Source organism: Blautia intestinalis, from assembly GCF_014297355.1.
GTDB classification, from domain to species: domain Bacteria; phylum Bacillota; class Clostridia; order Lachnospirales; family Lachnospiraceae; genus Blautia_A; species Blautia_A intestinalis.
Map to the genome: position 1 here is coordinate 703,304 of NZ_JACOQE010000001.1, position 26,283 is coordinate 729,586.

The 26,283-nt window shown below is 43.9% G+C and carries 26 protein-coding genes and 3 tRNA genes; all 29 read left to right on the forward strand.

Translation table 11 applies throughout. The features are described from left to right. Nucleotide 1: 1 nt before the first annotated feature. On the forward strand, nucleotides 2–418 hold the full coding sequence (locus tag H8Z79_RS03215; RefSeq protein WP_118039809.1) for a MazG nucleotide pyrophosphohydrolase domain-containing protein: 417 nt from the start codon (nucleotides 2–4) through the stop codon (nucleotides 416–418). A gap of 112 nt (nucleotides 419–530) precedes the next feature. Next, nucleotides 531–806: an HU family DNA-binding protein gene (locus H8Z79_RS03220; protein ID WP_015542299.1), complete on the forward strand. Its 276-nt coding sequence runs from the start codon at nucleotides 531–533 to the stop codon at nucleotides 804–806. A gap of 72 nt (nucleotides 807–878) precedes the next feature. Next, nucleotides 879–1,118 (forward strand): RNA-binding S4 domain-containing protein, encoded by a 240-nt coding sequence (locus tag H8Z79_RS03225; protein WP_015542300.1) that lies wholly within the window; start codon nucleotides 879–881, stop codon nucleotides 1,116–1,118. A gap of 75 nt (nucleotides 1,119–1,193) precedes the next feature. Further along, the gene (yabP, locus tag H8Z79_RS03230) at nucleotides 1,194–1,484 is read left to right on the forward strand and encodes a sporulation protein YabP (RefSeq protein WP_118039808.1); all 291 of its coding nucleotides are present in this window, start codon (nucleotides 1,194–1,196) and stop codon (nucleotides 1,482–1,484) included. A gap of 13 nt (nucleotides 1,485–1,497) precedes the next feature. Continuing rightward, the gene (yabQ, locus tag H8Z79_RS17575) at nucleotides 1,498–1,890 is read left to right on the forward strand and encodes a spore cortex biosynthesis protein YabQ (protein WP_182279608.1); all 393 of its coding nucleotides are present in this window, start codon (nucleotides 1,498–1,500) and stop codon (nucleotides 1,888–1,890) included. After that, nucleotides 1,844–2,158, forward strand: coding sequence for an FtsB family cell division protein (locus tag H8Z79_RS03240; protein WP_225876901.1), 315 nt, complete (start codon nucleotides 1,844–1,846; stop codon nucleotides 2,156–2,158). Before yabQ ends, H8Z79_RS03240 begins: the two co-directional genes overlap by 47 nt. 121 nt (nucleotides 2,159–2,279) lie before the next feature. Continuing rightward, complete coding sequence (locus tag H8Z79_RS03245) at nucleotides 2,280–3,773, forward strand: SpoIIE family protein phosphatase (protein WP_118039806.1); 1,494 nt, start codon at nucleotides 2,280–2,282, stop codon at nucleotides 3,771–3,773. A gap of 20 nt (nucleotides 3,774–3,793) precedes the next feature. After that, nucleotides 3,794–5,197 carry a tRNA lysidine(34) synthetase TilS gene (gene tilS, locus H8Z79_RS03250; RefSeq protein ID WP_118039805.1) on the forward strand — a complete coding sequence of 468 codons (1,404 nt, stop codon included), beginning with the start codon at nucleotides 3,794–3,796 and terminating at the stop codon, nucleotides 5,195–5,197. Beyond that, nucleotides 5,194–5,721, forward strand: a complete 528-nt coding sequence (gene hpt / locus H8Z79_RS03255) for a hypoxanthine phosphoribosyltransferase (protein WP_118039804.1) — start codon at nucleotides 5,194–5,196, stop codon at nucleotides 5,719–5,721. The genes tilS and hpt overlap by 4 nt, the downstream gene beginning before the upstream one ends. Before the next feature lie 93 nt (nucleotides 5,722–5,814). Then, nucleotides 5,815–7,596, forward strand: coding sequence for an ATP-dependent zinc metalloprotease FtsH (gene ftsH, locus H8Z79_RS03260; protein WP_187002729.1), 1,782 nt, complete (start codon nucleotides 5,815–5,817; stop codon nucleotides 7,594–7,596). 306 nt (nucleotides 7,597–7,902) lie between these two features. Continuing rightward, the gene (locus tag H8Z79_RS03265; RefSeq protein WP_118039802.1) at nucleotides 7,903–8,781 is read left to right on the forward strand and encodes an amino acid ABC transporter substrate-binding protein; all 879 of its coding nucleotides are present in this window, start codon (nucleotides 7,903–7,905) and stop codon (nucleotides 8,779–8,781) included. An 81-nt stretch (nucleotides 8,782–8,862) separates the two neighbouring features. Further along, nucleotides 8,863–9,510 (forward strand): amino acid ABC transporter permease, encoded by a 648-nt coding sequence (locus H8Z79_RS03270; RefSeq protein WP_118039801.1) that lies wholly within the window; start codon nucleotides 8,863–8,865, stop codon nucleotides 9,508–9,510. Between the two features lie 32 nt (nucleotides 9,511–9,542). Continuing rightward, a complete protein-coding gene (locus H8Z79_RS03275; protein ID WP_118039864.1) occupies nucleotides 9,543–10,292 on the forward strand; it encodes an amino acid ABC transporter ATP-binding protein in 750 nt (249 codons plus the stop codon). A 116-nt stretch (nucleotides 10,293–10,408) separates the two neighbouring features. Then, a complete protein-coding gene (purB, locus tag H8Z79_RS03280) occupies nucleotides 10,409–11,842 on the forward strand; it encodes an adenylosuccinate lyase (RefSeq protein WP_015542322.1) in 1,434 nt (477 codons plus the stop codon). A gap of 22 nt (nucleotides 11,843–11,864) precedes the next feature. Further along, nucleotides 11,865–13,145, forward strand: coding sequence for an adenylosuccinate synthase (locus H8Z79_RS03285; protein ID WP_187002673.1), 1,281 nt, complete (start codon nucleotides 11,865–11,867; stop codon nucleotides 13,143–13,145). A gap of 60 nt (nucleotides 13,146–13,205) precedes the next feature. Beyond that, nucleotides 13,206–14,024: an HAD family hydrolase gene (locus H8Z79_RS03290; RefSeq protein WP_118039800.1), complete on the forward strand. Its 819-nt coding sequence runs from the start codon at nucleotides 13,206–13,208 to the stop codon at nucleotides 14,022–14,024. A gap of 305 nt (nucleotides 14,025–14,329) precedes the next feature. After that, a complete protein-coding gene (locus tag H8Z79_RS03295) occupies nucleotides 14,330–14,839 on the forward strand; it encodes an SEC-C metal-binding domain-containing protein (RefSeq protein WP_072521703.1) in 510 nt (169 codons plus the stop codon). After that, complete coding sequence (locus H8Z79_RS03300) at nucleotides 14,839–15,321, forward strand: YdcF family protein (RefSeq protein ID WP_118039799.1); 483 nt, start codon at nucleotides 14,839–14,841, stop codon at nucleotides 15,319–15,321. Before H8Z79_RS03295 ends, H8Z79_RS03300 begins: the two co-directional genes overlap by 1 nt. A 105-nt stretch (nucleotides 15,322–15,426) precedes the next feature. Next, nucleotides 15,427–15,499, forward strand: a tRNA-Val gene (locus H8Z79_RS03305). An 8-nt stretch (nucleotides 15,500–15,507) separates the two neighbouring features. Then, a tRNA-Met gene (locus tag H8Z79_RS03310) sits at nucleotides 15,508–15,581 on the forward strand. Nucleotides 15,582–15,606: 25 nt separating this feature from the next. Then, nucleotides 15,607–15,680: transfer RNA gene (locus H8Z79_RS03315), tRNA-Met, on the forward strand. 189 nt (nucleotides 15,681–15,869) lie between these two features. Further along, nucleotides 15,870–16,769 carry a diacylglycerol/lipid kinase family protein gene (locus H8Z79_RS03320; RefSeq protein ID WP_118039798.1) on the forward strand — a complete coding sequence of 300 codons (900 nt, stop codon included), beginning with the start codon at nucleotides 15,870–15,872 and terminating at the stop codon, nucleotides 16,767–16,769. A gap of 42 nt (nucleotides 16,770–16,811) precedes the next feature. Continuing rightward, nucleotides 16,812–18,926 carry a glutamine synthetase III family protein gene (locus H8Z79_RS03325; protein WP_015542328.1) on the forward strand — a complete coding sequence of 705 codons (2,115 nt, stop codon included), beginning with the start codon at nucleotides 16,812–16,814 and terminating at the stop codon, nucleotides 18,924–18,926. Between the two features lie 35 nt (nucleotides 18,927–18,961). Beyond that, nucleotides 18,962–19,879: an AAA family ATPase gene (locus H8Z79_RS03330; RefSeq protein ID WP_118039797.1), complete on the forward strand. Its 918-nt coding sequence runs from the start codon at nucleotides 18,962–18,964 to the stop codon at nucleotides 19,877–19,879. Continuing rightward, a complete protein-coding gene (locus H8Z79_RS03335) occupies nucleotides 19,872–21,665 on the forward strand; it encodes a cobaltochelatase CobT-related protein (protein WP_015542329.1) in 1,794 nt (597 codons plus the stop codon). Before H8Z79_RS03330 ends, H8Z79_RS03335 begins: the two co-directional genes overlap by 8 nt. 146 nt (nucleotides 21,666–21,811) lie before the next feature. Next, on the forward strand, nucleotides 21,812–23,710 hold the full coding sequence (locus H8Z79_RS03340; protein ID WP_187002674.1) for an OPT family oligopeptide transporter: 1,899 nt from the start codon (nucleotides 21,812–21,814) through the stop codon (nucleotides 23,708–23,710). Further along, entirely contained in the window at nucleotides 23,689–24,090 is a 402-nt protein-coding gene (locus tag H8Z79_RS03345) for a PqqD family protein (RefSeq protein ID WP_015542331.1), read from the forward strand. The genes H8Z79_RS03340 and H8Z79_RS03345 overlap by 22 nt, the downstream gene beginning before the upstream one ends. A gap of 96 nt (nucleotides 24,091–24,186) precedes the next feature. Then, complete coding sequence (locus H8Z79_RS03350) at nucleotides 24,187–25,050, forward strand: YitT family protein (protein WP_118039796.1); 864 nt, start codon at nucleotides 24,187–24,189, stop codon at nucleotides 25,048–25,050. Between the two features lie 141 nt (nucleotides 25,051–25,191). Continuing rightward, the gene (locus H8Z79_RS03355) at nucleotides 25,192–26,280 is read left to right on the forward strand and encodes a PucR family transcriptional regulator (RefSeq protein ID WP_015542332.1); all 1,089 of its coding nucleotides are present in this window, start codon (nucleotides 25,192–25,194) and stop codon (nucleotides 26,278–26,280) included. Nucleotides 26,281–26,283: the final 3 nt, after the last annotated feature.

Consider the following 26,283-nt stretch of genomic DNA (forward strand, 5'->3'; position numbering starts at 1 on the left):
TATGCAGGAATTTGACAGATTTATAAAAGTTGTCCGGGAGATACGCGAGAAATGTCCCTGGGACAGCGTACAGACGCATGAGAGCCTGAAAAAATATCTTGTAGAAGAGTCACAGGAAGTGCTGGATGGGATCGACCGGCTGAACGAAACCGGAGACAGCGATAATCTCTGTGAGGAACTGGGAGATGTATTGTTTCAGGTTGCACTTCACAGCCTGATCGCTCAGGAAGAAGGGCTTTTTACGATCGAGGATGTAATTTCCGGAGTTACTGATAAGATGCAATTCCGTCATCCGAAGATTTTTGCACCGGAGGACAGAGAACTTTGTTCCCTTTCCTGGGAGGCACTGAAAGCAAAAGAACGCTCTGCAAAAAGCAACAGCAAAAATGATAAAACTGCACATGAGAGCCAGATGTGAGCGGAAAAGCCTTGACAATTTGACGAAAAGAGTATATATATAGTAAATAGCGTGCATATGCCGGGAAGCATTACGCAATAAATTAGAATGAGGTTTTTAGAGGAGGAACACCATGAATAAAACAGAATTAGTAGCAGCTATGGCGAAAGAGACAAACCTTTCCAAGAAAGACGTAGAGGCTGTATTAAAATCTTTTACTGATGTTGTAGCAGACGAATTAAAAAAAGGTGGAAAGATCCAGCTTGTAGGCTTTGGTACATTTGAAGTAAGCGAAAGAGCTGCAAGAGAAGGAAGAAACCCACAGACAGGTGAGACTATGACAATTGCTGCTTCTAAAGCACCGAAATTCAAAGCTGGTAAAGCTCTGAAAGACATGGTAAATGCATAATTAAAGATGTATTTCGGGGGAACGTGCAGTTCCCCCTTTTCTTTTATCAATAAGTTTATTGGGGAGGCTGACATGAGACTTGATAAATATCTGAAGGTTTCGAGACTGATCAAGAGAAGAACTGTTGCCAATGAAGCATGTGATGCAGGCCGTGTACTGGTCAATGACAAGCCAGCGAAGGCATCTGTGCAGGTGAAGGCAGGAGATACGGTTGAAATTCAGTTCGGAAGCAAAAATGTAAAAGTGGAAGTTCTTGATGTGAAAGATACCGTGCGCAAGGAAGACGCAGAAAATCTTTTCCGTTATCTGTAAGGAATATGACTTATACGAAAGACTTCTATTTGTCACGAAGTGTGCATACATTTTGAGTAAGGAAACGCTGAATGGATGATCAGGATGGAAGAGAAACAGCCGGCCGGAGTACATTGCTTTTCGCTGGAAAACCGGAGGAAAGCAGTGATTACCGGAGTACAGGATATTCATTCGTTTAATGAAAATGAAGTGCTTCTTTTTTCGGAAGCAGGGAAAATACTACTGAAAGGTGAGCAGCTTCATGTCCGAAACCTGAATCTGGAAAAAGGTGAAGCAGAGGTGGAAGGCCGCGTGGACAGTCTTTCATACCTTACAAAAAATGCACACAAAAAAGATGAGTCTATTTTGAAAAGGATGTTCCGTTGAAATGAGCAGTTACATGAAATTTGAGACTGCTCTTTTTATTCGCGCAATTATGAGCGGTGTGATTCTGTATGCTGCGTATCGAATATCCGGCGGTCTGTTATATCACTTTTTTGGAAGATGCAGAATAAGGTCTGCAACGGATATTTTGTACTGGCTGGCAGCGGGATTTCTCCTGTTTTTTGCGTTGTTCCGGTGGAATTACGGGGAACTTCGACTGTTTTTACTGCCCGGTGTACTAATTGGTGCTTTTTTTGCAAATTATTTGTTAAATTTGTTGCTATTTCCGGTAAAAAGATGTAGTATTTTACTACATAGGCATTTAAAGAAGCGTAACAGGAAATTTAGAAGGGGCAGGCGTTTTGAAAAAATCAAAAAAAAGAAGAAACAATCAAAAAATAGCGAATAACTATCTGGGTATGGCAGCAATCGCTATCGTTGTTCTGATTCTTCTGGTCGGGCTGACAATGCAGAGTAATAATCTGAAAGCCCGTATTGCAGTGTATGATGCGAAGGCAGCTGCGCTTAAGCAATCCATCGAGAATGAGCAGGACCGGACGAAAGAGATCGATGAGCAGAAGGAATATATGCAGACCGATGAATATATCGCAGAAGTTGCGAGAGATAAGCTGGGTCTTGTCAAAGGAAATGAGATCGTTTTTGAAGAAGAGAAGTAACATAAGAAATAAAGCAGATTTTGCAGAAAAGTTTTTCTTGACAGCCGCCCTTGTTTGACAGATATTTTAAAGAAACCTTCTTATAATATTTTCCTAGGAAAGTATTAGGGGAGGGGAATATATGCAGGAATGGATAATTGCCATGCTCGTGATCAGTGTACTTTTGATATTACGGGACATGGCAAAAACTATTTTGACGGGGAGAATGTCAAAAAAAGAAGAAGCGTTTTCTTTGTGTGAAGAGCATCCCCAGAAAGAAAAGGTTGAACGCTATGCGGCCTCGTTTCAGAAGCTTGCAGATACGTTTTATGGAATGCCCTATAAAAAAGAATTTTTGAGCAGCGGACAGATCGAAAATATTCTGATGGAGACAAATGCACAGGTATGTGTAAGTTGTTATCATCGGGAACTGTGCTGGGGAAACCGTTCGGCCGAATTGTGCAAAGGTGTGGAAAGTATTGTTCGGACAATGGAAGAAGGCAATGAGGAAAAGCTTGACGAACTTCGGATACAGTGGTCGGAACTATGTGGAAAATCTTACCAGTATCTGGATGGAATAAGACGTAATTTTCGAAATGAAAAACAGAATCTGGTGTGGACAAACCGTATGATTGAGAGCAGACTTGCCGTTGCGCAGCAACTGACAGAGATAGCGGGAATCATGGAAATGGTGGCAAGTGACCTTTATGATATCTCCCCTGCGGAGCCGGGATTTCAGGAAGAACTGCGTAAGATGCTGCGAAAGCGACATGTGATCCTGAAGCAGGCATGGGTGATGGATAAGGCAGAAGGACGTCGGCAGATTTTTCTCAATATGCGTGCAAGAAGCGGTCAGTGCGTTTCGGTAACAGAAATTTCGCAGATGCTTTCTGAGATATGCGAGTCGTCGATGACCTCATCCGCAGGAAGCCGATGTATTGTAAATGGTGAGTTTCACACGGTCCACTTTGTAGAAGATGTCAGCTATCAGATGCTGTATGGGGTGTCCAGACTGACAAGAGAAGAAGAAAAAATATCGGGCGATAATTATATATGCAGGCAGGAAGGAGACGGAAAGTTTGTGATGTGCCTTTCCGACGGTATGGGCTCGGGTATGGATGCCTGCAGGGAAAGTGAGATTGTTGTGGAACTTCTGGAACAGTTCCTTGAATCCGGTTTTACGCAGGAAGCGGCAGCCCGTATGGTAAATTCCGCGCTTGTGCTGAAGGGGCAGGAGGGGATGTTTTCTACGGTGGACATCTGTGCCGTCGATCTTTATACGGGAATCTGTGAGTTCCTTAAAGCCGGGGCTGCCTCGACATTTATCAAACGTGACCACTGGGTGGAATCGATTTCATCAGAAAGCCTTGCGGCAGGACTGGTGCAGCGGATCGATTTTGATATGGCTTCGCGGAAACTTTATCATGGAGATTATCTGATCATGATGACGGACGGGGTGCTGGATGCACTTCCGACAGAACGTGAAGAAGAAACAATGAAAGAGATTATTATGGATATTCAGGATGAGACACCACGCGAAGTGAGTCGGGGAATCCTTGAACGGGTACTGGGATACAGCGATTACCGGGCAAGAGATGATATGACGGTTCTGGTTGCGAGCGTGGTTCGAAAATAAAAGCACGGGAGAAACATAAAATGCAGGAACAGGTGCTACAGAAAGTAAAACAGTATATTACTGAAACAGAGATGATAAAGCCACAGTGCACTGTGATTGCGGGAGTCTCCGGCGGACCGGATTCTATGGTGATGCTGGATATCCTTCGAAGACTTCAGGGAGATTATGAATGTTCTCTGCGTGTGGTACATGTAAATCACGGCATTCGTGGAAAAGAAGCGCTGCGGGATCAGAAAACGGTGCAGAAGATCTGCGAGGAGTGGAAGATTCCGTGCTGTGTGTACAGTTATGATGTGCCACGACTGGCAGCAGAATGGAAGATGGGAAGCGAAGAAGCGGGAAGGATGGTCCGCAGGGCAGCATTTGAAGAAGAAAAAAAGAAATGTACATCTTCTGATAGGAAGATACGGATCGCACTTGCACATAACAAAAATGATGTTGCGGAGACTATGCTGCATCATCTTGCAAGAGGAAGCGGCATCCGCGGACTGGCGGCTCTGAAACCGGTCAATGGTGAATTTATCCGCCCGGTTCTCTGTTTAGAACGTAATGAAATTGTCGATTATATAAAAGAGACGGGAATTCCGTCGATGACGGACAGCAGTAATCTTGAAGATGACTATACGAGAAACCGCATCCGGCATCATATTCTACCTCTGATGACAGAGGAGATCAATGCAAAGGCCGTCGCACATATGGCTGAAGCATCCGAGCTGTTCCGGCAGGCCGAAGAATATTTTAAAGCAAAAGCGGAAGAGATGGCGGCAGGCTGTGCCGACGGAGCCGGGACATATCTTCTGGACAAAGAGTTTTTTGCAAAAGAAACAATTCTCCAGAATTATGCGGTAAGAGAAATTCTTGAGCGATTAAGCGGACACAGGAATGATCTTACGGCGGGACACATCCGACAGGTACAGAAGCTTTACGAAAATCAGAGCGGAAGAAAAATCAGTCTTCCCTATGGAGTGGAGGCGCTGCGCTGCTATGAGGGTGTAAAACTTCAAAAGAAAACAGAAGAAGTTTCGGAGAGAACGGAAGAAGTACAGGGGCTGAACATGGAAGGAACTACGAGCTGGGTAAATGAATCCTTCAGAACTCGTATTTTTCCATATTCGGGGGAGAAGATTTTAGAAAAAAAGTATACGAAATGGTTTGATTGTGATAAAATAAATTGCGAACTGTCTGTCCGGACGCGAAGAAGCGGAGATTATATGATCGTTAATCAGTCGGGCGGACGCAAAAAGCTGACACGCTGTATGATCGATGACAAGATTCCGGGCGAGATACGGCAGGAAATCCCTCTTGTGGCTGCAAAGGATGAGATACTCTGGATCGTAGGGGGCAGGATCAGCGAACGGTATAAAATTACTTCTCAGACAGAGAAGGTGCTGGAAATTACATACCAAGGAGGAAGCTTAGAATGAGCGAAAAAATCAAGGTTTTACTTAGTGAAGAAGAAGTGGATGCAAGAATCAGACAGATTGCCGCAAAGATCAGCAAGGATTATGCAGGAAAAGAGATCCATATGATCTGTGTCCTGAAGGGTGGTGTATTTTTTACCTGTGAACTGGCAAAGAGAATTACTGTTCCGGTATCTCTTGATTTCATGTCTGTTTCCAGTTACGGTGATGATACAAAATCAAGCGGTGTCGTAAAAATCGTAAAGGATCTGGATCAGCCACTGATCGGCAAGGACGTTCTGATCGTGGAGGATATCATTGACTCAGGACGAACTTTAAGTTATCTGATTGATATCCTGAAAGGCAGAAATCCAAACAGCATCCATCTGTGCACACTTCTGGACAAACCGGAACGCAGAGTCAGAGACGTTAAAGTAGATTATTGCTGCTTCAACATCCCGGATGAGTTTGTTGTCGGATATGGCCTGGATTATGCACAGAAATACAGAAACCTTCCGTTTATCGGTGTGGTTGAATTAGACCAGTGAATACGTTCACAGTGACAGACCAGATTTGAAAGGAGAAAACAGCAGGTGAACAGACAGTCAGGCAGAATTGGCCTGTATCTTGTATTGATCGTGATGCTCGTAGCCGGTTATTTTTATCTGAATAATCAGGTGACATCACAGAGCAGCTATTCCATGGAGAGCATGAAACAGGCTGCCAAAGACGGAAAGGTTACATCCGCGAAGATCTACCAGAACAAAGAGGTCCCGACAGGATCTGTTGTTGTGGATATCGAGGGTGAAGGCCAGAAACGTGTATATGTAACAGATGTAAAGGACGCTGAGGCAGCTCTGGAGAGTTATGATATTCATCCTGAGATTGCAGATGTTCCACAGGAGAGTGTATTTATGACGACACTTCTTCCGGTGCTTCTTACCGGTGCGCTGGTAATTTTCCTTTTCCTTATGATGAACCGTCAGATGTCAGGCGGCGGTGGAAATGCCAAGATGATGAATTTCGGTAAAAGCCGGGCCAGAATGATGCTTCCGGATGACAAGAAGGTCACCTTTCAGAATGTTGCGGGACTTCAGGAAGAAAAGGAAGATCTGGTAGAAGTGGTAGATTTTCTTAAGGCACCACAGAAATATACAAATGTAGGTGCGAGAATTCCGAAGGGAGTGATCCTTGTAGGCCCTCCCGGAACAGGTAAGACACTTCTTGCAAAAGCAGTAGCCGGAGAGGCGGGCGTTCCGTTCTTTTCTATTTCCGGCTCTGATTTCGTGGAAATGTTTGTCGGTGTAGGCGCATCCCGTGTCAGAGACCTTTTTGAAGAAGGAAAGAAGCATGCACCATGTATCATTTTTATCGATGAGATCGATGCAGTTGCAAGACAGCGTGGTACCGGTATGGGCGGTGGCCACGATGAGAGAGAGCAGACTCTGAATCAGCTCCTCGTTGAGATGGATGGATTTGGTGTCAATGAGGGAATCATCGTAATGGCAGCGACCAACCGTGTGGATATTCTTGACCCTGCAATCCTGCGTCCGGGTCGTTTTGACCGTAAGGTTGCAGTTGGCAGACCGGATGTAAAGGGAAGAGAAGAAATCCTTAAAGTCCATGCGAAAGACAAACCGCTTGGCGAGGATGTGAATCTTGCACAGATTGCACAGACAACAGCCGGATTTACCGGAGCGGATCTTGAGAATCTTCTGAATGAAGCTGCGATCATGGCAGCGAGATCCGGGCGGAGCTATATCACACAGCCGGATATCAAGCATGCCTTTATCAAGGTTGGTATCGGAGCCGAGAAACGCAGCAAAGTCATTTCCGAAAAAGAAAAGAAGATCACAGCTTATCATGAAGCGGGTCATGCAATCCTGTTTCATGTGCTTCCGGATATGGATCCGGTATACACGATTTCCATCATTCCGACAGGAATGGGAGCAGCTGGATACACCATGCCACTTCCGGAAAATGATGAAATGTTCAACACAAAGGGCAAGATGCTTCAGGATATTACGACACTTCTTGGCGGACGTGTTGCCGAGGAAATCATCTTCGGTGATATTACGACTGGTGCATCAAATGATATCAAACGTGCGACCAGTACTGCGCGTGCAATGGTGATGCAGTATGGTATGTCCGATAAGCTCGGCCTGATCACATATGGTGATGACGGGGATGAAGTCTTTATCGGCCGTGATCTGGCTCATACAAGAAGCTACAGTGAGGAAGTGGCAAAAGAGATCGATCAGGAAGTTTATGGTATTATCGATGAATGCCATGCAAAAGCAAGGGAGATCATTTCACAGCATATGGATGTACTTCATAAGTGCGCAGCCCTTCTTTTAGAGAAGGAAAAGATCCAGCGAGATGAGTTTGAGGCACTTTTTACATTGGAAAATGCAGAGGATTAAAAACGAGGTGTACAAATTAAACAAAAAGCAATGATGAAATTTGTGAAGTTTGTGCACACTTTTCGGGGGACGCGTGGTACTATAATAACCGTAAAAACCCCCCAATACATTATATAGTTTTTGCTACACCCCATAAGAAGAAATACCTTCTCCAAAAAAGACAGCTTATCCCGCTGTCTTTTTTACTGTCTGAAAATATGAAATTCTCTTGACATGGCACAGTCGGTATGGTACGATATCAATACTTTCACGAGGTAGAGTGACTACGTACTAAAAGATGAAAATATGTTAAGAGGAGATAGAGATATGAAGAAAAAAGCAGTTGCAGTATTGGTGACAGCAGTAATGGCAATGAGAATGGTATCCGCAGTCAGCGTACAGGCAGGAATCGAGGACAAGACACTGATCGTCGGATTTGATGCAGAATATCCGCCATATGGTTATATGGACGATGATGGCGAGTATACAGGATTCGACCTTGAACTGGCACAGGCAGTATGTGATCTTGAGGAATGGGAACTTGAGAAAAAACCAATCAACTGGGATTCCAAGGATATGGAACTGAATTCCGGATCTATTGACTGTATCTGGAACGGATTTACCATGAACGGAAGAGAGGATGATTATACATTCTCAGATCCATATGTAGACAACAGCCAGGTAATCGTTGTTGCAGAGGATTCCGGAATCGACAAACTGACAGATCTTGCAGGTAAGACTGTTGGTGTACAGGCAGCTTCCGCGGCACTGGATCTCCTTCAGAGTGAAGAAGAGGGGGGACAGAAAGAACTGGCTGATACATTCGGTTCCCTGAATGAATTTGCTGATTACAATACAGCATTTACAGAACTGCAGGCCGGAGCTCTGGATGCACTCGCAATCGATATCGGAGTTGCAAAATATCAGCTGAATTCCCGTGGGGAAGGATTCAAGATTCTTGATGAGACGCTGAATACCGAACAGTATGCAATCGGCTTCAAGAAAGGCAACGATGAACTTTGTGGCATCGTAAATGCAGACCTTCAGAAACTTGCAGATGACGGTACAGTTGCAGAGCTGGCAGAGAAATATGAAATTTCTGATATGGTAACACTGAAAGCTTCTGACGATGCATCAAAAGATGATGCGAAAGACGATACAGAAGCGGCAGATGATACTGAAGCAGATACAGCAGAAGAGAAATAAGTAATAACAATAAGAATACAAAATGGGATGCTTCCCGGTTTTTGGGCAGCATCCCTCTTGTAGGTTTATGGAGGAGAGTACATGAGTTTTCAGGTAATGTTACAACAGCTTACCGTAGGGTTCGGGCAGACACTGCTGATCTTTTGTCTGACACTGTTATTTTCCCTGCCGCTTGGTATGGTGGTCTATTTTGGACGTGTAAGCAGGTTCAAACCATTGAGCTGGATCATTAAAGCTTATATTTCTATTATGCGTGGTACACCTCTGATGCTGCAGCTGCTGCTGTGGTACTTCGGACCGTTTTACCTCTGGGGAATGAATATCGGTAACTACAAGTTTACTGCGATCATTCTGGGATGTTCCCTGAACTATGCAGCATATTTTGCGGAAATCTACCGTTCCGGAATCGAGTCTATTCCGGTTGGTCAGTATGAGGCAGCACAGCTTCTCGGTTATAACAAGAGCCAGACATTTTTTAAGATCGTGCTCCCGCAGGTGGTAAAGATCGTACTGCCGTCAGTGACAAACGAGGTTATTACCCTTGTAAAAGATACATCCCTTGTTTATTCCGTATCCTATATTGAGATGTTTGCCCTTGCCAAACAGATCGCGGCAGCACAGACAACCGTTATTCCGTTTGTGATCGCCGGTGTATTCTACTACATTTTCAATTTTGTAGTTGCGTGGGTTATGGAATGGTTTGAAAAGAAACTGAATTACTATCGTTAGGAGGAAATGTTTTGAGTACAAGTCTTCTGGAAATGAATCATATCAAAAAAGAATTTGACGGTCTTCAGGTGCTGAAAGATGTGTCAATTCATGTAAACGAAGGCGAGGTAGTTTCTATCATCGGTTCTTCTGGTTCCGGTAAATCCACACTTCTTCGTTGTGCTACACTGTTGACTCTGATCGATGATGGTGAGATCAGCTACATGGGAAAGAAAACAGTCTGGGCAGAAAACGGAAAAGTCTGTCTGCCGAACAAAGCAAAGTTAAAAGAAATTCAGTCCTGTTTTGGTCTGGTATTTCAGAATTTTAACCTTTTCCCACATTATACGGTAATGAAAAATATTACTGATGCACCGATCCATGTGCAGAAAAGAAATAAAGATGAGGTTTACAAAGAAGCAAGGGAACTTCTTGCAAAGATGGGATTGTCGGATAAAGAAAACGCTTATCCGTATCAGCTTTCCGGCGGTCAGTGCCAGCGGGTAGCAATCGCAAGAGCGCTTGCACTGAATCCGAAGATCCTGTTTTTTGATGAGCCGACATCTGCGCTTGACCCGGAACTGACTGGCGAGGTTCTGCGTGTGATCCGTTCTCTTGCAGATCTTCATATTACAATGGTGATCGTCACTCATGAAATGAATTTTGCCCGTGATATTTCTGACCGCGTTATCTTTATGGATAAAGGTGTGATCGCTGTGGAAGGTACTCCGCAGGAGGTATTTTCTTCAAACAATACACGAATTAAAGAATTCCTTGGCAAATTTCATCAGGGAGAGGAATAAAGGGATTGCTTTTAATGATGCGATGTTATATAATTTCTGCGTAATGATAGGAAATCTGGTTAACCGCAGCGATACTTCTCCTGCGGTTAATCGAGTGAGATGATAGGAGTAAATACATGAGTACAGACAGATACGTAAGTCCCCTTTCGGAGCGTTATGCCAGTAAGGAAATGCAGTACATTTTTTCTCCGGATATGAAGTTTCGCACATGGAGAAGATTGTGGATCGCTCTGGCTGAGACAGAAAAAGAGCTGGGCCTGAACATCACTCAGGAACAGATTGATGAACTGAAAGCTCACAAAGATGATATCAACTATGATGTGGCAAAGGAAAGAGAACGTCAGGTGCGCCATGATGTTATGTCCCATGTGTACGCATATGGTGTACAGTGCCCGAAAGCAAAAGGAATCATCCATCTTGGTGCGACTTCCTGCTACGTAGGTGACAACACCGACATCATTGTGATGTCCGAAGCTTTAAAACTGGTTCAGAAAAAACTGGTAAACGTCATTGCAGAACTGTCAAAATTTGCAGATAAATACAAAGAACAGCCGACACTGGCATTTACACATTTCCAGCCTGCACAGCCGACGACCGTTGGTAAGCGTGCGACACTCTGGACACAGGAATTCCTGATGGATCTCGAGGATCTGGAATATGTGATGAGCACTCTGAAACTTCTCGGTTCCAAGGGAACGACCGGTACACAGGCAAGCTTCCTTGAACTGTTTGAAGGAGATCAGGAGACCATCGACAAGATTGATCCGATGATCGCAGAGAAGATGGGGTTCAAGAACTGCTATCCGGTATCTGGACAGACCTATTCCCGTAAAGTAGACACAAGAGTTTTAAATATTCTGGCAGGAATCGCAGCAAGTGCACACAAGATGTCAAATGATATCCGCCTTCTGCAGCACCTGAAAGAAGTAGAAGAGCCGTTCGAAAAATCACAGATCGGTTCCTCTGCGATGGCATACAAGCGTAATCCGATGAGAAGCGAGCGTATCGCATCTCTGTCCAGATATGTAATGGTAGATGCGCTGAATCCGGCAATTACTTCCGCTACACAGTGGTTTGAGAGAACACTGGATGACTCTGCAAACAAACGTCTCAGTATTCCGGAAGGATTCCTTGCGATTGACGGCATTCTGGATCTGTGCCTGAACGTTGTAGACGGACTGGTTGTTTATCCGAAAGTTATCGAGAAACACATGATGGCCGAACTTCCGTTTATGGCTACCGAGAACATCATGATGGATGCAGTAAAAGCCGGCGGAGACCGTCAGGAACTGCATGAGCGTATCCGTGAGCTTTCCATGGAAGCAGGACGTACCGTTAAGGTAGAAGGTAAAGACAATGACCTTCTTGAGAGAATTGCAGCAGATCCGGCATTCAACCTGACAATCGAAGAGCTTCAGAAATCTATGGATCCGTCCAGATATGTCGGCAGAGCAAAAGAGCAGACAACTGCATTTATTACAAAGACTGTACAGCCGGTTCTGGATGCACATAAAGAAATGCTCGGCATGACCGCGGAAATAAATGTCTAAAACACGAGGAGGATAAAGTGTTATGATCAAAGCAGTAGTTGGCGCAAACTGGGGAGATGAAGGTAAAGGTAAAATTACCGATATGCTTGCTCAGGAAGCAGATATCATCGTAAAATTTCAGGGAGGAGCGAACGCAGGTCATACAATTGTAAATGACTACGGTAAATTTGCACTGCATACACTTCCGTCCGGTGTATTTTATAACCATACAACAAGTGTGATCGGAAATGGTGTTGCACTGAATATTCCGGTATTCTTCAAAGAATACAATGAAGTAGTTGAAAGAGGCGTTCCGGCTCCGAAGATCATGATTTCCGACAGAGCACAGATCGTTATGCCGTATCACATTCTGTTTGACCAGTACGAAGAAGAACGTCTGGGTGGTAAATCTTTTGGATCTACTAAATCCGGTATCGCTCCGTTCTATTCAGACAAATATGCAAAGATCGGCTTCCAGGTACATGAGCTGTTCGATGACGATGCACTCAAAGAAAAAATCGCACGTGTTGTCGAGACAAAGAATATCATGCTGGAGCATCTGTATCACAAACCACTTCTTGATCCGAACGAGATCTATGAAGAACTCATGAAATACAAAGAAATGGTTGCTCCATATGTAGGAGATGTGTCCCTGTTCCTGTGGAATGCATTAAAAGAAGGCAAAGAGATCCTGCTTGAGGGACAGCTTGGTTCTCTGAAGGATCCGGATCACGGAATTTATCCGATGGTTACCTCTTCCTCTACACTTGCAGCTTACGGTGCAATAGGAGCAGGTGTTCCGCCATACGAAATCAAAAAAATCATCACAGTATGCAAAGCTTACTCCAGTGCAGTAGGAGCAGGAGCTTTTGTCTCCGAAATCTTTGGTGAAGAAGCGGATGAGCTTAGAAGACGCGGTGGAGACGGTGGGGAATACGGCGCAACAACCGGACGTCCGAGACGTATGGGATGGTTTGACTGTGTTGCTTCAAAGTACGGATGCCGTATGCAGGGAACAACCGATGTTGCCTTTACAGTACTTGATGTGCTTGGCTATCTGGATGAGATACCGGTATGCACAGGTTACGAGATCGACGGAAAGGTTACTACAGATTTCCCGACCACAACTCTTCTCGAGAAGGCAAAACCTGTTCTTGAAGTACTTCCGGGATGGAAAACAGATATCCGTGGAATCAAGAATTATGAAGATCTTCCGGAAAACTGTCGTAAATATATAGAATTCGTTGAGAAACAGATTGGATTCCCGATTACCATGATCTCCAACGGACCAGGAAGAAACGACATTATTTACAGAAATAAGTAATCAGCAACTTAGAACGCGCCGGGGAACTCTCCGGCGCATTTATTTAATAAAGAGGTAAGTATGAAAAACTGGAAAAAATGTGCTGCGATCATCGGAGTGATCGCTCTGCTGGTAATTTTCTGCCTTCCGATGTATTTTGCACTGAAGGGCGATTTTTCCCAGAAGGAATTTATGGCATCGCTTTTTACGGTGATGTTTGTTGCGGTCATGTGTTATGTGATTCTGATGTTATTCAAATATCTGAATAAAAAGAAAGATGGTCAGGAGAAAAGCAGTATGATTAAAAACGTGGTTTTTGATGTAGGTCTTGTACTTGTAGAATTTAACTGGCAGGATTATCTCGACAGCTTTGGATTTGACGAAGAAAAGCGTGAGCGTATCGCGAAGGCAACATTTCAGAGCCCGGTCTGGGATGAAAGAGACAGAGGTCTCTATGATGAGGAGACATATGTACGTCAGTGTCAGGAACTGGCACCGGAGTATGCCAAAGACATTGCGGCAGTGATGAAAGATACACCAAAGACGGTACGAAGGATGCCATATGCGGAAACGTGGACCAAATACCTGAAAAGCCAGGGCTATCAGTTATATGTACTGTCTAATTACAGCAGATATATGCTGGATCGTACAAAAAAAGAAATGCCGTTCCTCAAATATATGGACGGTACCGTGTTTTCCTGTGATGTGAAGCAGTTAAAGCCGGAAGCTGACATTTATCAGACGTTGCTTGATAAGTTTGGACTGAAAGCAGAGGAGTGCGTGTTCATTGACGACCGTCCGGTGAACTGCGAGGGAGCACAGGAAGCAGGAATCCATACAATCTGTTTCAAGAGTTTCAAACAGGCAGCGGCAGAGCTGGAAACACTCGGCGTAAAATAAAAACAGAATTTTTTCGCAAAAGAACAGAAGAAAAGCCCCAAAACCGCGGCATGGGCGTCAGTCCTGAGACCTTTCATAAGGGGAGGATATAAATAAGTATTTCTGATATTATCTTTTGCAGCGTTCTTCAAAGATATCTTATCGGAACACTTATAGTATAACCGTTATATGAGTATTTATACAGTTACTGTTCACAGTAACATTATACAGAATTTTCACAAAAATTATTACAATATGGTTTGTCTTTTGGTGAAAAAGATGATATAATGAACCACAGGCAAAATTTTTGAAAAGAGGATAAACAAATGAGCGATAAAACAATCTTAGAGCAGTGGCGTGAGATTGCCTACAATCAGCAGGCAGACCGCAATCAGCTCCAGAGATTCTGGGCAAACTATTTCAATATTGAGAAGGGCATTTATGAACAGCTTCTTTCCAACCCGGATGAAGTTGTAAGCGGTACAGTGAAAGAACTGGCTGAGAAATACGGACAGGATGTTATGACTATGGTTGGTTTCCTTGATGGTATCAACGACAGCCTTAAGATTCCGAACCCGATTGAGACTATGGATGAGAATACAAAGGTTACACTTGCTTTTGATAAAGAACTCCTTTACAAGAATATGGTAGATGCAAAGGCTGACTGGCTGTATGAACTGCCACAGTGGAACGACATCTTTACTGAAGAAAAACGTAAAGAACTCTACAAAGAGCAGAAAAAGTCCGGTACAGTTGTAAAACCGCACAAAATCGGCCGCAACGATCCATGCCCGTGTGGAAGCGGCAAGAAATACAAACACTGCTGCGGCAGATAATGAAAACCAGATCCGATCTGGATTATATCATTGTACTTGGTGCACATGTCAATGGCACAAAGCTTACACTAGCCCTTCTGGAACGAGTCAGAAGGGCTTTGTTGTATCTGGAAGAAAATCCGGATACGAAGGCTGTGCTTTCCGGAGGACGGGGCGACGGAGAGCAGATCAGCGAGGCTGAAGCCATGTACAGATATCTTACAGAACATGGGATTGCAGCAGAACGTCTTATAAAAGAAGAACAATCAACCAACACGAAAGAAAATCTGGATTTCAGTCTCCGCCTGATCGGAAGTATGGAGCACAGCATTGGCGTCGTGACAAACAACTTTCATGTATTTCGTGGAGTTGCTATCGGAAAGAAATGCGGATGCAGAAAAATCTATCCGATTCCATCGAAATATCGTTCCTGGAGACTGCTTATTTATGTCCCAAGGGAAATCCTTGCAATTCTGAAAGATAAAATTGTCGGAAATTTATAAAAAAAATAAAATTTAAAAAAAATAAAAAAAGTGTTGACACATTGGCACGGAAATAGTATACTAACGTAGTCGGTTGAGCGAAAGCTCAATGGCAGGTATAGAAATGGGATCTTAGCTCAGCTGGGAGAGCATCTGCCTTACAAGCAGAGGGTCATAGGTTCGAGCCCTATAGGTCCCATTAAATATGGCGAGATAGCTCAGTTGGCTAGAGCACACGGTTCATACCCGTGGTGTCGAGGGTTCGAATCCCCCTCTCGCTACTTTTTTATGCCTTTAACTGAATATGGCGAGATAGCTCAGTTGGCTAGAGCACACGGTTCATACCCGTGGTGTCGAGGGTTCGAATCCCCCTCTCGCTATTACATGAAGTCCTTTGATTTATTTCAGAGGATTTTTTTGTATACAAAGATAAAGCATGATTTTCAACAGTATAATATTTCCAAATTTTTTGAGGGGACTAACACAAAAAATTTGCATCTAGGCATTTGACGTGATTTGTTGTATGATATACACTGTCAATAAAACAAGAAGAAAGGGGAAATCAGACCGTGGCAAAAAAAATGCTCTTTGTGTTTAATCCAAAAGCAGGAAAAGGAAAGATCAAGATGCATTTGCTGGACATCGTAGATATATTCAGCAGCCATGATTATGAGATCATTATCCGTTCCACGCAGGCTCCAAGAGATGCCTATGAGAAAGCGAAGGAATATGCAAATTTCGTTGACATGATCGTCTGCAGCGGTGGTGACGGTACACTGGATGAAGTAGTTACCGGTATCATGGAGGCAGAAAGTAGTGTTCCGATCGGTTATATTCCGGCAGGAAGTACCAATGATTTTGCAAACAGTCTTTTTATGCCGAAAAACATGACAAAAGTAGCAGAGATGATCATGGAAGAAGAACTGTACCATTGTGATATCGGAAGATTCAATCAGAAGACTTTTGCATATGTGGCAGCATTTGGATTGTTTACAGATGTGTCTTATGAGACAGACCAGGATCTGAAAAACGTTCTTGGACATGTTGCCTATGTTCTGGAAGGGGTAAAACGACTTTTTGATATAAAATCTTACCATATGAAAGTAACTTCTGATGAAGTTCAGGCAGAGGATGATTTCATCGTCGGAATGATCACGAATTCCCGTTCTGTAGGCGGATTCAAGAACCTCACAGGAAAGAATGTTGATATGAATGACGGACTTTTTGAGGTGACACTGATTGTTCATCCGAAGAATCCACTACAGCTTCAGGAAATCATAACGGCACTCGTGATGGCTGAAGACAACACAGACCTGATCTATTCTTTCAAGACGAAGAAGCTTACAATAGAGTCAGATGAAGAAGTGCCGTGGACTCTGGACGGGGAGTTTGGTGGAGATCACAGTTATGTTGATATCGAAAACAGACATAAAGCGCTGAATCTTTATCTTAAGAGTACCAAAAAGTAAAAAAGAAATACAACGCGAATGAGAACCAAAAGGAGAAAGAGAATGTCAGATTACGTAAATGTAACAGAGCTTTTCGGATGTGACGTATTTAATGACGCAGTCATGGAAGAACGTCTTCCGAAAAAAGTATACAAAGAGCTGAAAAAAACCATCGAAGAGGGCAAAGAACTCTCTCTGGAGGTGGCAGATGTAGTTGCCCATGAGATGAAAGAATGGGCAATCGAAAAGGGAGCAACCCACTACAGCCACTGGTTTCAGCCGCTGACAGGTGTAACTGCGGAAAAACATGATGCGTTTATTACAGCACCAAAAGAGAACGGCAAAGTTCTGATGAGTTTTTCCGGTAAAGAACTGATCAAGGGAGAGTCTGATGCATCATCATTCCCGTCTGGTGGACTTCGAGCAACCTTTGAGGCGAGAGGATACACTGCATGGGACTGTACATCACCGGCTTTTGTGCGCCATGATGCGGCCGGCGGAACGCTTTGTATTCCTACTGCATTCTGTTCTTATACAGGAGAGGCACTTGATCAGAAAACACCACTTCTGCGTTCTATGGAAGCTATTAATACACAGTCTTTACGACTTCTCCGACTTTTTGGAAATACGACCTCTAAGAAAGTAACACCATCTGTAGGTGCAGAACAGGAGTACTTCCTTATAGATAAAGAAAAATGGCTTCAGAGAAAAGACCTGATCTATACAGGAAGAACTCTTTTCGGCGCAATGCCTCCGAAAGGACAGGAGATGGATGACCACTATCTCGGTACGATTCGTCAGAGAATTTCTGCCTATATGAAAGAAGTAAATGAAGAGTGCTGGAAACTCGGTGTAACTGCGAAGACGCAGCACAATGAAGTTGCTCCGGCACAGCATGAGCTGGCTCCGATCTATGCACCGGTAAATATCGCTGCAGACCACAACCAGATCATGATGCGTATCCTCAAGAAAGTAGCAAGCCGTCATGGTATGCGCTGCCTGCTTCATGAGAAACCGTTTGCAGGCGTCAACGGTTCCGGTAAGCACAACAACTGGTCGCTGACAACGGATGACGGAATCAATCTTCTGGATCCGGGCAAGACACCACATGAGAACATTCAGTTCCTGCTTGTCCTGACCTGTATCCTGAAAGCTGTAGATACTCATGCAGACCTTCTTCGTGAATCCGCAGCGGATGTAGGAAACGATCAGAGACTTGGTGGCAATGAAGCACCGCCGGCTGTAATTTCTGTATTTCTTGGTGAGCAGCTTGGGGATGTCCTTGATCAGCTGATCAGCACAGGAACTGCGACACACAGCAAAAAGGGTACGATCCTTGAGACCGGTGTTAAGACACTTCCGGATTTCATGAAAGATGCGACAGACCGTAACCGTACATCACCGTTTGCATTTACCGGAAATAAATTCGAATTCCGTATGGTCGGTTCCAGAGATTCTATTTCTGAATGTAATGTCGTGCTGAACACAATCGCTGCCGAGGCTTTCAAGGAAGCCTGCGACCGTCTGGAACAGGCAGATGATTTTGAAATGGCAGTTCATGATCTGATCAAAGAATATGCGATCGAGCATCAGCGCATTGTCTTTAACGGAAACGGTTATGCACCGGAGTGGGCAGAAGAAGCAAAACGCCGTGGCCTTCCGAATCTTCCGTCCATGGTGGATGCGATTCCGGCACTGACAACAGAAAAGGCTGTAAAACTGTTTGAGGAATTCCATGTATTCACACAGACTGAGCTGGAATCCCGTGCAGAGATACAGTACGAGATTTATGCAAAAGCAGTCAATATCGAAGCAAAGACCATGATTGACATTGCTACAAAGCAGATCATTCCGGCAGTTATCCGTTATACAACAGTTCTTGCGGACTCTGTAAATACCGTCCGCGCGGTCGGAGATATCGATATCAGCGTGCAGCTTGAACTTCTGAAAAAGTGCTCCGCACTTCTGAAAGTGACAAACAGCGCCATGAAAAATCTTTCAGATGTTGTTTCAAAAGTTTCTGAGATTCCGGAAGGCAGAGAACGTGCAGTATATTGTAAAGATGTGGTCTGCAAGGCAATGGAAGAACTCCGTACCCCGGTTGATGAGCTGGAAATGCTCGTTGACAAGTCCATGTGGCCAATGCCTTCTTATGGCGATCTGATCTTTGAGGTTTAAGAAATAAGGGATTATATTATCAGGGAGAATTGAATTTGGAAGAACTGAAATTTCTGGAGGAACAGAATGTATCCTCCCGTTTAATAAAAAAGATACTGGAATTTCGGGAAATGTACCCGGTTCCGGATGAAGCGGCAGGCAGGATCACAAAGCCTGCCATCCCTTTTTATGGGAAAGAAATTCTGGAAATGGCGATTGCAGGGCTGCTTCAGGGACAGAATCTGCTCCTTGCAGGTCCGAAGGCAACCGGAAAAAATATTCTGGCAGAAAATCTGGCATATATTTTTCACAGACCGGTATACAATGTATCGTTTCACGTAAATACAAACAGCGGTGATCTGATTGGTACCGATACGTTTGAGGATGATCAGGTCAAACTTCGAAAGGGAAGTATTTACCGTTGCGCAGAATGCGGTGGATTCGGTGTGCTGGACGAAATAAATATGGCAAAGAATGATGCTGTTTCCGTGTTGCATGCAACACTGGATCACCGTCGTTCCATCGATGTTCCGGGATACGATAAGATCGATCTGCATCCTGCGACTCGTTTTATCGGCACGATGAATTATGGATATGCCGGTACGAAAGAGTTGAATGAGGCTCTGGTTTCCCGATTTATGGTAATTGATATGCCGGCACAGTCAGAAGAGACACTGCAGTTTATTTTTCATCAGATGTTTCCGACAGCGAAAGAGCATGCAGTTGAACAGTTTATCGGAGTTTTTCTTGATCTGCAGCTCAAAGCACAGAACAGCGAAATATCTACGAAGACACTGGATCTTCGAGGACTGCTTGCTGCAATGAAGATCGTGGAAGCGGGACTTTCTCCTGCAAAAGCAATCCGCATGGGAGTAATCAACAAAACGTTTGATATCTTTGAAAAAGAAATCGTAGAAGATGTCGTGAACACCCGAATTCCTTTGGAATGGACCAGAGAGGATGTCTATGAATAATACGGAACCAGTTGAAATTGATGATTACCGTCTGGAACTGGAAAACAGGATCCGCAATCTCCTGTGGACAGTCAGCGGTGATTACGGACTGGATATGAAGCCTGACGTGTCACTTTTTCTGAGATCAAAGGCAATTGCGCTCTATGACGGAATCAAACAGGGAGCTCTTGCCAGATATTATGATAAGGATATGCTCGGGCTTTATCTTGTCAAAAAGATATTTATGGAAGCAGGAGAAAATGAGCTGACTTTCGTGGCACAGCTCTGTATAGAAGAAGCTATCGGTGAAAAAGTCTGTGAAGAGCGACCGGGGATCCGTTCTATGCAGAGACAGTGTTTTGAGGATATTCTGGATCAGGAATTCGAAAAAATGCCATCACATGCAGATCTTGCCGGCAGGCTTAAAGTGAATGTCCTAAGGCGCAGACTTTCCGAAGGAGAGTATCATACAGAGCAGAAAATGCAGCCGTTTATGGAATTGGTACAGGAAGCCGGCAGTACGAAAGATACGATGGAACTGATCAGGATTATTGACCGGCTGTACAATTCGCTGATCGATCCGAAGTTTGAGCGTAATCATGGAACTCTGGAACAGGTGCTTGCGGTTACACTGGAAGATCTGACTGAATTTTCGTGGGAGGATTATCTTTCGGAGGAAATGTATGAGGAAGCTCTGGAAACATACGTAGATAAGCTGACAACAAATGTTGCCGGACTTGAGAATGCTGCCGTTACCGAAGAAATGGAAGAAAAACGTGAGAGAAGACGAAAGGTAACAGTGGTTACACCGGAGATGCAGGAAAAAGCCCACACATATGTGGAACTGAATTATGGCATCACGTATCTGACTGAAGCAGAAGAAAAACGCATGAATTATCTGATGTGCAGAGATATCCACAGTGACTGCAGCCTGTATTTCACAGAAGGAATTCTGAAAAATCCGGTAAAGAGAAATTACCAGTATGAATACGCGAAACGCCTCAAAAATAAAAATATCTGGCTGTATCATGATAAACACCGGATCGTGAAACAGAATATTTCAGAGCTGACAGAGACGTTACGAAAATCCCTGGTGCTCAGGAGTGAAAGCCAGAGTGTCTTTTCAGACAGAGGCAGAGTGGTTCCGTCCCGTTTGTGGAGAGTAGGACGAAGTAAAGAGGCAAGAATCTTTGAACAGGAACTGAAAGGAGATTCAGCGGATTTTGTAGTAGATGTTCTGATTGATGCAAGTGGCTCGCAGATGAGCCGCCAGGGTGAAGTGGCAATTCAGGCATATATCATCAGTGAAGCACTCAGTAATGTGGAGATCCCACACAGAGTCATGAGCTTCTGCACTTTCTGGGATTACACGATCCTGCACAGATTCCGTAAATATGATGATCCGCGTTCAGAAAATGAAAACATTTTTAATTATGTAACTTCTTCCAATAACCGTGACGGACTTGCAATCCGGACTGCCGGATATGATCTCCTCCAGCGGGAAGAAGAGAAGAAAATCATGATCATCTTAAGTGACGGCAGGCCGTATGATGTGATCGTAAACCGTCCGAATGCAAAAAATCCGCAGCCATATCGTGGCAAAGTAGCAGTAACGGACACGGGGATGGAAGTGCGGCGTCTCCGAAATCTTGATGTCAGCGTTCTTGGTGTTTTTGCGGGGGAAGAAAAAGATCTGGATACGGAGAAAAAGATTTTCGGTAAAGACTTTGCGTATATCCGCGATATTACGAAATTTTCGAGAATTGTCGGGAAATATCTGACAAAACAGCTTGAGATTGATGAATGATAGACAAAAAAAGTGCAATATTTCTAAAAAATGTTAAATAAAACGAACAAAAGTATAAAAAGTTCATAAAATCGCCCTTGCGAATACTGACAAAGTCGGTTATAATAATAAGAGGTTCATAACAAAAAAAAAGGGAGAGGAAATCAATGAACGAGAACAAAGAGTTCAAACCGTATATTCCTGCTGAAAAAGTAACAGCGGAAATGACGGTCACATCTGTGCTCATGGGTGTCATCCTTGCTATCGTATTCGGTGCAGCTAACGCATACCTCGGACTTCGTGTCGGTATGACTGTTTCCGCATCTATTCCGGCAGCAGTTATTTCCATGGGTGTTATCCGTGTCATCATGAAGAAAAACTCCATTCTGGAGAGCAATCTGGTGCAGACGATCGGTTCCGCCGGTGAGTCACTTGCAGCAGGTGCTATTTTTACAATGCCTGCTCTTTTCTTATGGGCAGAAGAAGGTCTCTGTGATAAACCGAGTCTGGTAGAGATCACTCTGATCGCACTTTGCGGTGGTGTCCTTGGTGTACTTTTCATGGTACCGCTTCGTAACGCTCTTATTGTTAAAGAGCATGCAACACTTCTTTATCCGGAAGGAACTGCATGTGCAGACGTACTTCTTGCAGGTGAAGAAGGCGGTGCAAACGCTTCTACTGTATTTTCCGGTATGGGACTTGCAGCAGTCTTCAAATTTGTTGTTGACGGTCTGAAAGTTATTCCGGCAGACGTTTCTGCAGCATTTACATCCCTTAAGGGTGAAATCGGTATGGAAGTATATCCGGCACTTCTTGGTGTTGGTTATATCGTAGGACCACGTGTAGCATCGTTCATGTTTGTAGGTTCTATCGTCGGATGGCTGGTTATCATCCCGATGATCTGCCTGTTTGGACCAGATACTTGGCTGTATCCGGCTGATCCGGGAGTGACTATTTCACAGCTGTATGCGGCTGGTGGTGCAGCAGCAATCTGGAGCAAATATGTGAAATACATCGGAGCAGGTGCCATCGCTACAGGTGGTATCATTTCCCTGATCAAATCTCTGCCGCTGATCATCAGCACATTCCGTGATTCCATGAAGAGCATGAAGGGCGGATCTGTAAAGGGAACTGCAAGAACAGACAGAGATCTTCCGATGAACTTCATCCTGATCGGTATCGTTGCAATGGTAGTTATTATCTGGGCAGTACCGGCTATCCCGGTTAATCCGCTTGGAGCACTTCTTATCGTAATCTTCGGATTCTTCTTTGCAACTGTATCTTCCCGTATGGTAGGTATGATCGGTAGCTCCAACAACCCGGTTTCCGGTATGGCAATCGCTACACTTCTGATTTCCACAATGGTAATCAAGAGCAGCGGACAGACTGGAATCGATGGTATGAAAGCAGCAATCGCAATCGGTTCTGTAATCTGTATCATCGCAGCAATCGCTGGTGATACTTCTCAGGACCTTAAGACAGGATACCTTCTTGGAGCAACTCCTAAGACACAGCAGATCGGTGAGCTGATCGGTGTTGTTGCTTCCGGTCTTGCAATCGGTGGTGTTCTGTATCTTCTGGATGCAGCATGGGGATATGGCGGAGCAGAAGTTCCGGCTCCTCAGGCAGGTTTTATGAAGATGATCGTTGAGGGTATCATGGGAGGAAACCTTCCATGGGCACTTGTATTCATCGGTGTATTCCTTGCACTTGGTATGGAAATCCTAAGAATTCCGGTAATGCCTTTTGCAATCGGTCTTTACCTTCCAATCTATCTGAACGCAACCATCATGATCGGTGGTGTTGTTCGTATGTTTATGGATGGCAGAAAGAACGTTGATGAAGAAACAAAGAACGATCAGGTTACAGACGGTACATTATACTGTGCAGGTATGATCGCCGGCGAAGGTCTTGTAGGTATCGCACTTGCTATCCTTGCAGTTGCAGGTATCAGTCTGGATGTATCCGGAGTTGTTAACTTTGGTAACATCGGTGGTGTTGTTCTCATGATCATCATGATCCTGACACTGCTGAAATTCTCCTTATGGAAAAAGAAAAAAGCCTGATGAGAAAACAGAATAAAAAAAGCAAAAAACAAAATATGGATATCAACTATCTTGATCTGATTCCGGTAAGATCCGAAGAACTTCACTGGCATAAGGACATAAAAGGACGTGTGATACTGGATGTGGAGAATACGGGACTGTTCAATAAAATTGCACAGAAGGTATTCAACAAACCTCAGTACACAAAAGTCCATCTTGACGCACAGGGCACTTTTATCTGGCCGCTGATCGATGGAAAGCGTACCGTATCCGATATCGCAGCACTGGTGAAGAGTGAATTCGGAGAAGCAGCCGAACCTCTGTATCCGAGAATTATCAAATATTTCGAGATTGTTGAGAGCTATCATTTTATTAAATTTGCAAATAAGCCTTCCAAGTAGGGCACACTAAGAACGGGAAACAGCATTTCGCTGTATCCCGTTCTTTTAGGTTGAGGGTTACTTTACTGAGATATAGCAACAGAGAAAGGAGTACTTATGAAAATTGCTGGAAAAAAAGTGTGGTATCTGGAATATATTTTGATTATTGTCGGAACCGGACTTATGGCAACTGCAATCACATCCTGTTTTGATGCAGCAGGAATGGTTACAGGGGGATTCTCCGGTATTGCGATTCTTATCAAAGCCTGGACAAAGGGTTTGTATGGAAATGGAATCCCACTCTGGATCACCAACCTTGTATTGAACGTTCCATTGTTTCTTCTCGCCGCTAAAATAAAAGGTTTTAAATTTGTAAAAAAAGCACTTCTGGGAGATCTTTCGTTGACGATCTGGCTGGCAATCCTTCCGGCATGGAAGTTGTCAGGAGATTTCCTTCTGGTCGCGCTGTATGGAGGACTTCTGCAGGGAATCGGAATAGGACTTGTTTTTCTCGGAGGCGGAACGACCGGGGGCACGGATCTTCTGGCAGCAATCATCCAGAAATATCTGAATCATTATTCCATCGCGCAGATCATGCAGTTTATAGATGGAGCAGTAGTTGTAGTCGGCATGTATGTATTTGGGGTAGAGCGTGCGCTGTATGCGATTATTGCAGTATTCCTTGTGACGAAAGTTTCTGATGGAATTATTGAAGGACTGAAATTCTCAAAAGTTGTTTACATTATTACGGATAAGCCGGATGAAGTGGCAAAGATGGTCATGGAAGATCTTGATCGTGGAATCACAGGGATTTCAGCAAAGGGAATGTACTCCGGAACGGATAAACTGATGCTGTTTTGCGTAGTCGGAAAGAAAGAACTGGTTCATTTAAAAGAAAAAATTGACGAAATTGATGAGAATGCATTTGTGATCGTAGGTGATGCAAGAGAGGTTCATGGGGAAGGTTTCATAGAAAAATAGGAATTATTCACAAAAAAATGTAAAAAATTTAAGTTTTGGTCTTTTATTTTTGGTCATTTTGTATTAAAATAACATTTAGTATAGCAAGCCTATGGGGAAAAAGGAGAAAAACGCGCAGTAAGCGAGAAGGGATGTAAGCAGATGATATCAAATCAGGTACTGCAGAATACGCTGGAAGGACTTAAAGAAATTTCCAGAACAGAATTTTGCATCATTGACACAGAGGGAAAGGTACTCGCAACAACGTTTGCAGATTTTTCAATTCAGCCGGGAGATATACAGGCTTTTGTAGAATCCCAGGCAGACAGTCAGCTTGTAAAGGGATTCCAGTATTTTAAAGTTTGCGATGATTATCAGCTGGAATATGTGCTGGTTGCGCATGGAGATGATGAGGATACTTACATGGTTGGCAAACTTGCTGCATTCCAGATTCAGAACCTCATTGTAGCCTATAAAGAAAGATTCGACAAAGACAGCTTTATCAAGAATCTTCTTCTTGATAACCTGCTTCTGGTTGATATTTATAACCGTGCGAAGAAACTTCATATCGATGCGGATGTCCGTCGTGTAGTTATGATTCTTGAACTTCAGCAGGAGAAGGATCACAGTGCAATGGAAAGCGTTAAGAGTTTTTTCGGCGGTAAGAGCAAAGATTTCATTACTGCAGTAGATGAGAAGAGCATCATTATTGTAAAAGAACTCGAGGAGGGTGAAGGTTATCCGGAGATGGATAAGCTTGCACATGCAATCCTTGATTCACTTGGATTAAATCAGACAGAAGAGACACATATTGCATATGGTACGATCGTCAACGAACTGAAAGAAGTTTCCCGTTCTTATAAAGAAGCCCGCATGGCACTTGATGTCGGCAAGATTTTCTTCGGTGAGAAGGATGTCATTGCATATAGTTCTCTTGGTATCGGACGTCTGATCTATCAGCTGCCGATTCCGCTGTGCAAAATGTTCATTAAGGAGATTTTCGAGAATAAATCACCGGATGATTTCGATGAAGAGACACTTGTTACAATCGATAAGTTCTTCGAGAACAGCCTGAATGTTTCTGAGACATCCAGACAGCTCTATATCCACAGAAATACACTGGTTTATCGTCTGGACAAGCTTCAGAAGAGTACCGGACTGGATCTTCGTGTATTCGAAGATGCAATTACCTTCAAGATTGCACTGATGGTTGTAAGGTACATGAAGTATATGGAAACGCTTGAGTATTAATCC

Excerpts from the sequence above, each read along its gene's own strand:
- H8Z79_RS03215 (WP_118039809.1), top strand. The coding sequence starts at position 2 with ATGCAGGAATTTGACAGATTTATAAAAGTTGTCCGGGAGATACGCGAG.
- H8Z79_RS03220 (WP_015542299.1), top strand. The coding sequence starts at position 531 with ATGAATAAAACAGAATTAGTAGCAGCTATGGCGAAAGAGACAAACCTT.
- H8Z79_RS03225 (WP_015542300.1), top strand. The coding sequence starts at position 879 with ATGAGACTTGATAAATATCTGAAGGTTTCGAGACTGATCAAGAGAAGA.
- yabP (WP_118039808.1), top strand. The coding sequence starts at position 1,194 with ATGATCAGGATGGAAGAGAAACAGCCGGCCGGAGTACATTGCTTTTCG.
- yabQ (WP_182279608.1), top strand. The coding sequence starts at position 1,498 with ATGAAATTTGAGACTGCTCTTTTTATTCGCGCAATTATGAGCGGTGTG.
- H8Z79_RS03245 (WP_118039806.1), top strand. The coding sequence starts at position 2,280 with ATGCAGGAATGGATAATTGCCATGCTCGTGATCAGTGTACTTTTGATA.
- tilS (WP_118039805.1), top strand. The coding sequence starts at position 3,794 with ATGCAGGAACAGGTGCTACAGAAAGTAAAACAGTATATTACTGAAACA.
- hpt (WP_118039804.1), top strand. The coding sequence starts at position 5,194 with ATGAGCGAAAAAATCAAGGTTTTACTTAGTGAAGAAGAAGTGGATGCA.
- ftsH (WP_187002729.1), top strand. The coding sequence starts at position 5,815 with ATGCTCGTAGCCGGTTATTTTTATCTGAATAATCAGGTGACATCACAG.
- H8Z79_RS03265 (WP_118039802.1), top strand. The coding sequence starts at position 7,903 with ATGAAGAAAAAAGCAGTTGCAGTATTGGTGACAGCAGTAATGGCAATG.
- H8Z79_RS03270 (WP_118039801.1), top strand. The coding sequence starts at position 8,863 with ATGAGTTTTCAGGTAATGTTACAACAGCTTACCGTAGGGTTCGGGCAG.
- H8Z79_RS03275 (WP_118039864.1), top strand. The coding sequence starts at position 9,543 with ATGAATCATATCAAAAAAGAATTTGACGGTCTTCAGGTGCTGAAAGAT.
- purB (WP_015542322.1), top strand. The coding sequence starts at position 10,409 with ATGAGTACAGACAGATACGTAAGTCCCCTTTCGGAGCGTTATGCCAGT.
- H8Z79_RS03285 (WP_187002673.1), top strand. The coding sequence starts at position 11,865 with ATGATCAAAGCAGTAGTTGGCGCAAACTGGGGAGATGAAGGTAAAGGT.
- H8Z79_RS03290 (WP_118039800.1), top strand. The coding sequence starts at position 13,206 with ATGAAAAACTGGAAAAAATGTGCTGCGATCATCGGAGTGATCGCTCTG.
- H8Z79_RS03295 (WP_072521703.1), top strand. The coding sequence starts at position 14,330 with ATGAGCGATAAAACAATCTTAGAGCAGTGGCGTGAGATTGCCTACAAT.
- H8Z79_RS03300 (WP_118039799.1), top strand. The coding sequence starts at position 14,839 with ATGAAAACCAGATCCGATCTGGATTATATCATTGTACTTGGTGCACAT.
- H8Z79_RS03325 (WP_015542328.1), top strand. The coding sequence starts at position 16,812 with ATGTCAGATTACGTAAATGTAACAGAGCTTTTCGGATGTGACGTATTT.
- H8Z79_RS03335 (WP_015542329.1), top strand. The coding sequence starts at position 19,872 with ATGAATAATACGGAACCAGTTGAAATTGATGATTACCGTCTGGAACTG.
- H8Z79_RS03340 (WP_187002674.1), top strand. The coding sequence starts at position 21,812 with ATGAACGAGAACAAAGAGTTCAAACCGTATATTCCTGCTGAAAAAGTA.
- H8Z79_RS03345 (WP_015542331.1), top strand. The coding sequence starts at position 23,689 with ATGGAAAAAGAAAAAAGCCTGATGAGAAAACAGAATAAAAAAAGCAAA.
- H8Z79_RS03350 (WP_118039796.1), top strand. The coding sequence starts at position 24,187 with ATGAAAATTGCTGGAAAAAAAGTGTGGTATCTGGAATATATTTTGATT.
- H8Z79_RS03355 (WP_015542332.1), top strand. The coding sequence starts at position 25,192 with ATGATATCAAATCAGGTACTGCAGAATACGCTGGAAGGACTTAAAGAA.